This window comes from Methanobrevibacter sp., from assembly GCF_045126245.1.
Classification (GTDB): domain Archaea; phylum Methanobacteriota; class Methanobacteria; order Methanobacteriales; family Methanobacteriaceae; genus Methanocatella.
In genome coordinates, this window is sequence record NZ_JBGVOG010000117.1 from 1 (window position 1) to 8,785 (window position 8,785).

11 protein-coding genes are annotated in these 8,785 nt (G+C 34.7%); 10 read left to right on the plus strand and 1 reads right to left on the minus strand.

Features of this window, described 5'->3' with window-relative positions:
• A partial coding sequence (locus ACJMLZ_RS08520; protein ID WP_405305197.1) for a DUF4013 domain-containing protein occupies positions 1–682 on the plus strand: 682 nt, incomplete at its 5' end.
• A gap of 11 nt (positions 683–693) precedes the next feature.
• On the opposite strand, the gene ACJMLZ_RS08525 is transcribed toward ACJMLZ_RS08520, so the two are convergent.
• Positions 694–1,428: a thermonuclease family protein gene (locus ACJMLZ_RS08525; RefSeq protein WP_405305198.1), complete on the minus strand. Its 735-nt coding sequence runs from the start codon at positions 1,426–1,428 to the stop codon at positions 694–696.
• A 133-nt stretch (positions 1,429–1,561) separates the two neighbouring features.
• Between ACJMLZ_RS08525 and ACJMLZ_RS08530 the strand changes: the two genes are divergently transcribed.
• The 9 genes from ACJMLZ_RS08530 (at position 1,562) to ACJMLZ_RS08570 (ending at position 8,709) form a co-directional block, all read left to right on the plus strand.
• Positions 1,562–2,194, plus strand: coding sequence for a YitT family protein (locus tag ACJMLZ_RS08530; RefSeq protein ID WP_405305199.1), 633 nt, complete (start codon positions 1,562–1,564; stop codon positions 2,192–2,194).
• 103 nt (positions 2,195–2,297) lie between these two features.
• Positions 2,298–3,842 (plus strand): methanogenesis marker 3 protein, encoded by a 1,545-nt coding sequence (locus ACJMLZ_RS08535; RefSeq protein WP_405305200.1) that lies wholly within the window; start codon positions 2,298–2,300, stop codon positions 3,840–3,842.
• Positions 3,814–4,284, plus strand: coding sequence for a methanogenesis marker 6 protein (locus ACJMLZ_RS08540; protein WP_405305201.1), 471 nt, complete (start codon positions 3,814–3,816; stop codon positions 4,282–4,284). The genes ACJMLZ_RS08535 and ACJMLZ_RS08540 overlap by 29 nt, the downstream gene beginning before the upstream one ends.
• An 8-nt stretch (positions 4,285–4,292) precedes the next feature.
• Positions 4,293–4,748: a methanogenesis marker 5 protein gene (locus ACJMLZ_RS08545; RefSeq protein ID WP_405305202.1), complete on the plus strand. Its 456-nt coding sequence runs from the start codon at positions 4,293–4,295 to the stop codon at positions 4,746–4,748.
• Between the two features lie 4 nt (positions 4,749–4,752).
• Positions 4,753–5,994 carry a methanogenesis marker 15 protein gene (locus tag ACJMLZ_RS08550; RefSeq protein WP_405305203.1) on the plus strand — a complete coding sequence of 414 codons (1,242 nt, stop codon included), beginning with the start codon at positions 4,753–4,755 and terminating at the stop codon, positions 5,992–5,994.
• A gap of 12 nt (positions 5,995–6,006) precedes the next feature.
• Positions 6,007–6,567, plus strand: a complete 561-nt coding sequence (locus ACJMLZ_RS08555) for a methanogenesis marker 17 protein (protein WP_405305204.1) — start codon at positions 6,007–6,009, stop codon at positions 6,565–6,567.
• Between the two features lie 67 nt (positions 6,568–6,634).
• A complete protein-coding gene (locus ACJMLZ_RS08560) occupies positions 6,635–7,501 on the plus strand; it encodes a radical SAM protein (protein WP_405305205.1) in 867 nt (288 codons plus the stop codon).
• Between the two features lie 66 nt (positions 7,502–7,567).
• A complete protein-coding gene (locus ACJMLZ_RS08565; protein WP_405305206.1) occupies positions 7,568–8,335 on the plus strand; it encodes a DUF4013 domain-containing protein in 768 nt (255 codons plus the stop codon).
• Positions 8,336–8,523: 188 nt separating this feature from the next.
• The gene (locus ACJMLZ_RS08570; RefSeq protein WP_292821705.1) at positions 8,524–8,709 is read left to right on the plus strand and encodes a hypothetical protein; all 186 of its coding nucleotides are present in this window, start codon (positions 8,524–8,526) and stop codon (positions 8,707–8,709) included.
• The last annotated feature ends 76 nt before the right edge of the window (positions 8,710–8,785 follow it).

Genomic DNA, 8,785 nt, shown 5'->3' on the forward strand with positions numbered 1-8,785 from the left:
TTCTGACAACAGATATGTATTAATTCTTGGAATAATTGCATTTTTTATATTTATTTTAATTGTGCCGGGATATCTATTGTCTATTGTTAACATAGGATTGAATGAATCATCCATGTTTCCTTCCATAAATTTTGGAAAGAACATATATGACACTATCAGATTGTTTCTTTTAAGAGCAGTATATATGATTGTACCTGTGGCGGTGTTTTTCATTGTTTGGTCAACAATGGGAGCATCAAGCGTTGACATGCTGGCCGAATTGAGGGTTCATAGTTTTCTACTGACTATAGTTTTAGGTTTCCTTGCAGTTCTGATTTCTTATATAATATTTGAAGTTTTGTTATTTTTTGCAAAGGCCAGATTGGCTTATTTTAACAGTTTATCAGAGGCTTTAAAAATTCATAAAGTGATTGGTGACATTAAAAGCATTGGTGTTGTCAATATAATTAAATGGTTGGTATTCATGGCAATACTGATGGTTGTTGTTTCATATGTCTCATCATTGGTGATGCTGATTCCGTATGTTGGATTCATAATTTATTTGGGCATTGTCATTCCGATATTGGAAAGTATAGGCAATTATTCCTTGGGACTGCTATATTCCAACATTGCCGAGAAGGAAAATCCTTTTGATGAATTTCAAAAAGAGCTGGATTATATCAAATACCGAGAACTCAATTGAAAATGGATAAATTAAGGATTACACCTTTTACAAGGCACATATCCTTGATTTATAGCTTCATCCCTGCTTGAGAAGAATACCTTATTTTTTTCAGCCATCTTGCCGACACTGTCACAGTTGGATACATGGAATTTTCCTGAATTTGAGTTTCCGATATAGTTTCCGGATCCTGAAGAGCTTGAAGTGTCCGATGATGAGCCTGAAGATGAAGTGTGTGTGTTGGCTACAGGTGTGTTGCCGTTTGCCCAGTCATATGGATAAAATTCGCTTGGGGGCATATACATGATTTCCGCAAGGCCTTCTTTTAAAAGCATTTCATTCAGATTTTTACCGTCAACAATTACTACGGCAAGTGTTCTTCCATATTTGTCATGGTTTTTCGAATCGTCGATATCGAGACCGACTTCCTTATTCAAACATAACTTTTGAACGAAGTTTTTAGATGCAATATATCCTTCAACACCTCTTTCTGGGGTGTTGACGCCAACAAGACGCACTTTTTCGCCGTTATCTAAATAAATTGTGTCTCCATCAACGACCTGAGTGCATACCGCACGCTCCTCAACATGACAATTTGTATTTTGGTATTGATTCAATATATCTGAAGCGGACATGTCTGAATATTTGGAGCTTGGGACATTGTGGGAAAAGCCAGTTCCGGTGTAAGCACTGGCTATGGAAATCGCTCCAATAGCAATAATTAAAATAATCATTAAAGAAAAAATATGTTTTTTTGTAATGGTCATTATTTTCCCTCCATAATAATATTGTTAGAATTATGTGTTAATATATTTTTTGAATGCAATAATCTCTACTAAAAACAGGGAGAGTTTATAAGATGTGGACAATAAATCTATAAATATGATAAAAAGGGTCACTTTGTTTGTAGTTGGATTGTTCATAATGTCATTAGGTGTAGGGTTTTCAATTGTTTCAACACTTGGAACCACTCCGGTTACTTCAGTGGCTTATTCCCTTGCATTAATAACAAATATCGATATTGGAATAACCACATTTCTATCTAATTTTGCTTTGCTCTTATTGCAGGTAGTGATTTTGCGCTCAAGATTTGAGAAAAAAAGGCTGCTACAATTGATTAATTGTGTACTGTTCGGATATTTCATGAATGTAGCTGTATATGTAGTATCATTTGTGCCTTTTGATGGATCTATTTTAATGAAGGTTATATTTTTGCTACTCAGTGCATTCTGCATTGCTTTGGGAGTATTTATGTATGTGCCGGCACATATTGCACCGCTTCCAGGTGAAGGATGCGTACAAGCAATTGCAATGGTTAAAAAATGGAGATTTTCTACAATTAAAATAGGCTTTGATGTATCGATGTTGTTTTTATCCCTTATATTGTGCGGATTGTTTTATACAGACATGTTCGCTTCAATCAACATTGGGACATTTGTTATAGCGATTCTGATTGGTTTCACTATACGCCAAATCAGCAACGTATATACACGGATTACCGGCAAAGAGCCTAATTTGGTCAATAATCCATAACTTTTTCTTTTTTTTAAAAGCTCCCTTGAAAGTCAAATAAATAATTTTAATATATAATAATGTAATAAATATATAATATTAAAAATTCTTATTGGGAGATTGTATGTTAATTAAAATTAATGGAGAAGAAATAGATGTAGCAGAAGCTTCAACAATTCAGGATGTAATTGATGAAACAAATGCTCCATATACTCCTGGTAGTATTGTTTGCCTGATTAAAGGCAAAAAAGAACTTGAGCAGAATATAAGCAAGTATAAAATTAAAACAAACAAGGGTTCCATAATTATCCAATTGGAGGAATCCGAGGACGCAAAGCCTTTAGTTGACGTTTGGAAAAATCAATATGAAGAGTTCAATGACTTGAATATTCGATGGTCCACTCCGACAGAAGTTTCAATTGGCCCTATCGTCACTGATTTGGAACCTACTTCTGATGAATTCAAATATTATGAAGGGGATGTTGTTTTAAGTTTATCTAGTTTCAGCAATGAGTCTACTCATTTAATAATGCTTAAAGAAAATACAACAAATGTCTATAGTGTGCCTCCTTATAATAAGGGTATATTTGCCCATGTTATCGGTGGTAAAAAAACTTTGGATGCTCTGACTGATGATGATGTTGTAAAAAGCATAGAGCCAATCATAGAAAGAAGTACAACAACAGACAGTGCTTCTGCGGATTTGAACACTGTGCTTGAAGAGGGAAATGAGTTGTATACTTATATTTCCTTTGAAATAGATGAATCTTCACCAATTTGTGTCGAACATTTGTTTTCCATTATTAAAGACGGTAGAATCAAAGTATCTTATGACAGTGAATCTTTCATAGGTTTTTATGATTTGGCAGGATTGGACAAACCTAAAGAAGACACTACTCAAAGGACTAGGGGGACTATTACTGTTAGAAATGCCGGAGTTGGTGTTGGAAAACTTTTCATTTATCGTGAAAATAGGGTTTTAACTCCGAATCATACTACTGTGGGTAAAATTGTAACTGGAATGGAAATTATTGATATTGCAAAAGAAAATGATTTTATTACAGTAAAATCCGAGCAGCAAAGACTGATGTTATTGAATAAGACTCAAAAAGAAGCTACAGAATTATTGTCTGCAGCAGGTGTTGAACACATGATTGATGGATTAATTGATGATGATGCAATAATTGTCGAACAGGTTCCTAAACATACAATAGATATCCTAAGAGAAGGTCAGGTAGTAACTAAAGCGATTAATCCTAATGATTTATGTAAAATCAAATTTGTTGATAATGCTCCTAGGTCTGTCAGATACTTTAAATTGTTATCCGGACTTTTAGAAAATCCTGTGGGTCAAATTAAAGTTCATTTCGCAGTGCCTGGAATGCATATTGTTATTTTTGAGGGAGATAAGAAGGCTGCAAAAGGTTTAATTCCAGAAAACAATCCTGTAGATAAGGTTATTAGGGGCCAAATAGGTATTACTAACATGGCTTCAAAGAGTGCAGGATTAATCGGTATTCGTTTTGAAGATAATGTTGAATTTGGACCAACTGCAGAGAGCTTTGATGCAACCAATATTATTGGTGATATTGTTTCTGATTATGATAGTCTTGAAAAGTTAAAAGAAGGAGTTGTAGTTTATGTCACAGAATCTAACCATGAGTCCTGATTTGGGAAAAGAAGATTGGGATCCTGATGTAATCACACGTATGATATTTATTGGGCCTGGAGCTCATGTAAGTGAACAGGAAATTGTAAGCGAATTCCACATGCTTGGTTTGCCCCTTACAATTAAGAATACCTGTTATGGGTCCATGATAAGCGGTAAAAGTGAAGATGTTTATAAAGCTATTGAGGAAATAAGGAAACTTGATCCAGCACACATTTTCACCAAAGAAAGGGGATTTGCTCCAGGAGATCCTAGAAGATGCAGGGGTCACAGATTTGGTCCAAGGGAAGGTTTCCACCAAATGGAAAAAGAGTATAGAATACTTGGTTTTGTTTCTGAAGCTTTAGAAAATCCTAAAGATGTTACAGTTGAAGAGAAAAAACCAATTAAAGTTGATGAATTTAAAAAAATTATGGATGAATGTTTAGAAAATAAGGAATAGGTGAAAATATGGTTAAAATAGCTATTTATCCTCCAAACTCATTAATTTTGGCAGATTTACTTGAAAGAAAAGGTCATACTCCTTTAGTTCTTCAGAAACAAATTAGACAAAAAATCAAAGATCCGGAGATTGATTCTCCGCCTATGAACATCACTGAAGAGGACCCGATTAAAGGGCTTAAATATGCAGCTATCGAAGTGCCTTCAGGTGTTCGCGGAAGGATGGCAATTATCGGACCTCTTATAGATGAAGCAGAAGCGGCTATTGTAGTTGATGGCGCTCCATATGGTTTTGGTTGTATAGGTTGTGCAAGAACTAATGAATTATCCATATTCTTACTTAGAAATAAGAATATTCCAGTTTTAGAGCTCAAGTATCCAAATGACCAGGATGAAACATATGTTATGGTAAATCAAATAAACGAATTTGTAGATTCACTTGAAGAAACTGTTGGGGAGGAATAATAATATGGTTAAAATTGCTTTGGTTTCATGTGGAACAGAATATAGTGGAATTCAAAAAGAAATAGAAAAGGCAGCAAATAAATTTGGTGCAGAAATTGTTCTTCCTGAAATCGATTTGGATTACATTGATGAATCTTATGAAAAATTTGGATTTTCAGCTCAAAGTTCAAGTTTAAAATTAATGATTGCAAGAGCTATGGCTATTGTTGAAGGCAGGTCTAAACCGGATGCAGTATTTATTGCAACTTGTTTTAGATGTGCTGAAGCAGCATTGGTTAGAAATGAAGTAAGGAGATTTATTCAAAATAATACCCGTATTCCAGTAGTTACCTATTCATTCACTGAAAGAACAAAAGCAGATGAATTGTTCATTCGTATGGAAGCATTGGCCACCACTGTAACTCGTAGAAGCATTCTTGCTCGTGAAAAACAGGAAGGTCTTACCCTTGGTTTAGACTCAGGTTCAACCACTACAAAAGCGGTGCTTATGGAAAACAACCAGGTTATTGGAACCGGTTGGACAGCTACCAAAGACATCATCGAGTCTGCAAAGACTGCAGCTGCAGAAGCATTTGGCAATACTGACTATGGATGGGATGATGTTGACGGTATTGGAACTACAGGCTACGGTAGGTTTACAATGGGTCAGGAATTTGGCGCTGAACTTATCCAGGAAGAGTTGTCCGTTAATGCAAAAGGTGCAGTATACTTGGCCGATTGTCAAAAAGGTGAAGCTACAGTGCTGGATATTGGTGGTATGGACAACAAGGTAATCACAGTTAACAACGGTATTCCTGATAACTTTACTATGGGCGGTATCTGTGCAGGTGCATCCGGAAGATTTTTAGATATGACTTCCCGCAGGTTGGATGTGGATATTACTGAATTGGGTCCATTGGCTGTTCAAGGTGATTGGAGAAAGGCAATGTTGAACTCATATTGTATCGTATTCGGTATTCAGGACCTTGTTACAACTTTGGCGGCAGGAGGTTCCAAAGCAGATGTGGCGGCAGCGGCATGTCACTCAGTATCCGAACAGGTTTATGAACAGCAACTTCAGGAAATTGATATTCGTGAACCATTGATTCAAGTAGGTGGAACAAGTTTGATTTCAGGTCTTGTTGAAGCAGTTAGTGAGACTTTAGGTGGAATTGAAGTTATCGTACCTGAATATTCTCAACACATTGGTGCCGTTGGAGCGGCTCTTTTAGTATCCGGAATGGGACACAGACATGATGATAAATAAAGGGTTGATTTAATGTTAGTTGAATGCTATGACGAAAGAGGTGCAGAGGTCTATGAAATCATCATCAAACAAATTTTCCAGGATTTGGTTCTTGGATCATCTGTAGATGATTTGAAAGCTTATGTCAATCCAGATGACCCTGTATTTGTACTGGCAATTAAAATGAAAAACACTTCCAATGCTATTTTATTTAATGATGTCGCCAATTTCACTTATGATAAGGTAAATGATGTTACTTCAATTTTCATAGAAAATGAGAATTATCTTCCAAATATTTTAAAGAGGCTATGGAGGTCTTTTTCAAGGGATGAAATCTATCAGCCAAACCGATACCAATTAGAAATATCAGGGGACCATATGGATTTGGAAACATTGGTTGTAGATGATCCTCATTCCAATTTACAAAGACGTATTTATGATGCAGTCTTTAGAATATTACCGGAAGGCTTTAAAATCATTAAAGATTTGTCCACTGATAATATAGTATGTGTTGTGGCTACTGATGAGTTAATTAAGGATGCATGGATTGAAAAGGCTCATGAGTTCATTGATGAATTGAACAATGATATTTAGAAAAGTTTATATATTAGTTCGTATCAATACAAATTAACAGGTGTTATATTGAGGGGGAAGTGATATTATGGCTGAACACAAAGGATCAAGATTTGCACACATAACTAAAGCACATCCATGCTTCAATGAAAAGATGCATGATAAAGTAGGTAGGGCACATGTGCCTGTAGCACCAAAATGCAATATCTTTTGTAACTTCTGTACAAGGGATATTAATGATGAAGAAAATAGGCCTGGGGTGGCAAGCTGTGTAATGGATGCCGATGCTGCGGTTAAACACATTAATGATGTTACTGCAGATGGTCCTATTGCTGTTGTAGGTGTGGCTGGACCTGGAGATTCTCTTGCAAATGAGGAAACATTTGAATTCTTTGAAAAATTGGCAACTGAACAGCCTGATTTGATTAAATGTATGAGTACTAATGGACTTTTACTTCCAAAATATGCCGATAAGCTTGCAGAGCTTGGAGTAAACTCCGTTACTGTAACAATCAATGCAATCGATCCGGATATTGCTGTAGACATTTATTCATTCATCAAATACGAAGGAAAAATCTACAAAGGTTATGATGCAGTTGAAATATTAATCAAAAACCAATTGGACGGTGTTGAAAAGGCAGCAGCTAATGGGATGGTTGTTAAGGTTAATTCCGTTTTAATTCCTGGATTGAATGATGAGCATATTGTTGAAATAGCTCGTGAAGTTGAAAAACGCGGTGCATCAATGATGAATATTTTGCCGTTAATTCCACTGGCTAAAATGAAGCATTATTCACGTCCTGACTGTTCAATGATGGAAAGTGTAAGAGAGCAAGTTGAAGAAATCATTCCGGTATTTAGGGCATGCACTCAATGCAGGGCGGATGCTTATGGAATACCTGGTAAAAAAAGCGAAGACCACCATTTAGGAATGACTCCACAAAGTCATTACTAAATTTTTTTCTCTTTTCTTTGCTGAAAATTTAATTTTTTTAAAAAAACATAATTTTAATTGAGAGTTATGCCATATAGAATCCTAAAAAGTGTAATTGACTATTGCATTTATAATAAAAAATTTTTTGCATTAATTGTGGTCCTGTTATTTTTTTCGGCTTTGTTTCAAAGTTTTGTTGCATATTCTGAAAGTTTTTTAGTTTGGATTTTACTTCAGACATTGGTTTTTGTCGTCGTATCGGGTTATGGGATGTTAATTACTCGAAGCAGGATAAGACATGGTGTAAGATTACCTAAAATTGAGATTAAAAAGATTATTGTATTGGGAATTAAATCATCCGTTGTTATGGGTATTTATTTTGCTGTGCAATCTTTAATTTTGGGTTTTGTTAGTGCTTTTTTGAATTTTCCAGCGTTTGATTTAGAAGATATGTTGTTGGAGTTTCCAGAAACTTTGCATATGTTATATTCCCATAATCCTGTGGAAACAATAATTTTTGTTGTTGCGGGCATTATTATATTTTACATAACTACATTTTTCATGGAAATTGCTTTAGCCAAATTGGCGGATACAAATAGTTTTTTATCTGCTTTTGATTTAAAATCAATTAAAAGGAGTATTGATGTTGTAGGGTGGAGAAATTATGCAAAAGAATATACTATGATTATTTTTGTTATAGTGGCTCTTTCATATGTAGCTTCTCAGGATTTTCCTTTTGTATTCTTAGATTTAATTGTTAGCATGATTTTATCATTCATTATATTTGTAACTCAATACTTTGGTATTGGGAAAATTTATTGTGAAATAAAGGAATTGGAATCTAAGATGTCTTAGGTTTATCGATTGATTATTTCAATTTTTTAGATAATTTGTATTAGTAAATAAATTCTTAATTTTTATTTATTTGAAATTTTAAGCCGTAAGTGTGCACTTACATTCAAAAAACTTTATATATTGGCTTTAACTGATAAATTAGTATGCGTAATACTTAAAGCACAAAAAAAGTTGTAGGAGAATCTAAAATGAAAATGCATAAGATTTGTCCAAGATGTGGATCTAGAAATGTTGATTGGATTATCCCTCAAAATTGGTCACAATGTGTCTGCAGGGATTGTGATTATACAGGACCAATCATCGAAGGAAACGACGAACTGGCTGAAGAAATTCATGAAGCTTATATGGAATCTTTAAAAGATAATGACGAATGAACTAATTAGGGTTGCGTAAAATGTTAGGCATAAATAATAAAAATCAATATGATGAAAATATTAAAAATCCTCCTAG

Excerpts from the sequence above, each read along its gene's own strand:
- ACJMLZ_RS08525 (WP_405305198.1), bottom strand. The coding sequence starts at position 1,428 with ATGACCATTACAAAAAAACATATTTTTTCTTTAATGATTATTTTAATT.
- ACJMLZ_RS08535 (WP_405305200.1), top strand. The coding sequence starts at position 2,298 with ATGTTAATTAAAATTAATGGAGAAGAAATAGATGTAGCAGAAGCTTCA.
- ACJMLZ_RS08540 (WP_405305201.1), top strand. The coding sequence starts at position 3,814 with ATGTCACAGAATCTAACCATGAGTCCTGATTTGGGAAAAGAAGATTGG.
- ACJMLZ_RS08545 (WP_405305202.1), top strand. The coding sequence starts at position 4,293 with ATGGTTAAAATAGCTATTTATCCTCCAAACTCATTAATTTTGGCAGAT.
- ACJMLZ_RS08550 (WP_405305203.1), top strand. The coding sequence starts at position 4,753 with ATGGTTAAAATTGCTTTGGTTTCATGTGGAACAGAATATAGTGGAATT.
- ACJMLZ_RS08555 (WP_405305204.1), top strand. The coding sequence starts at position 6,007 with ATGTTAGTTGAATGCTATGACGAAAGAGGTGCAGAGGTCTATGAAATC.
- ACJMLZ_RS08560 (WP_405305205.1), top strand. The coding sequence starts at position 6,635 with ATGGCTGAACACAAAGGATCAAGATTTGCACACATAACTAAAGCACAT.
- ACJMLZ_RS08565 (WP_405305206.1), top strand. The coding sequence starts at position 7,568 with ATGCCATATAGAATCCTAAAAAGTGTAATTGACTATTGCATTTATAAT.
- ACJMLZ_RS08570 (WP_292821705.1), top strand. The coding sequence starts at position 8,524 with ATGAAAATGCATAAGATTTGTCCAAGATGTGGATCTAGAAATGTTGAT.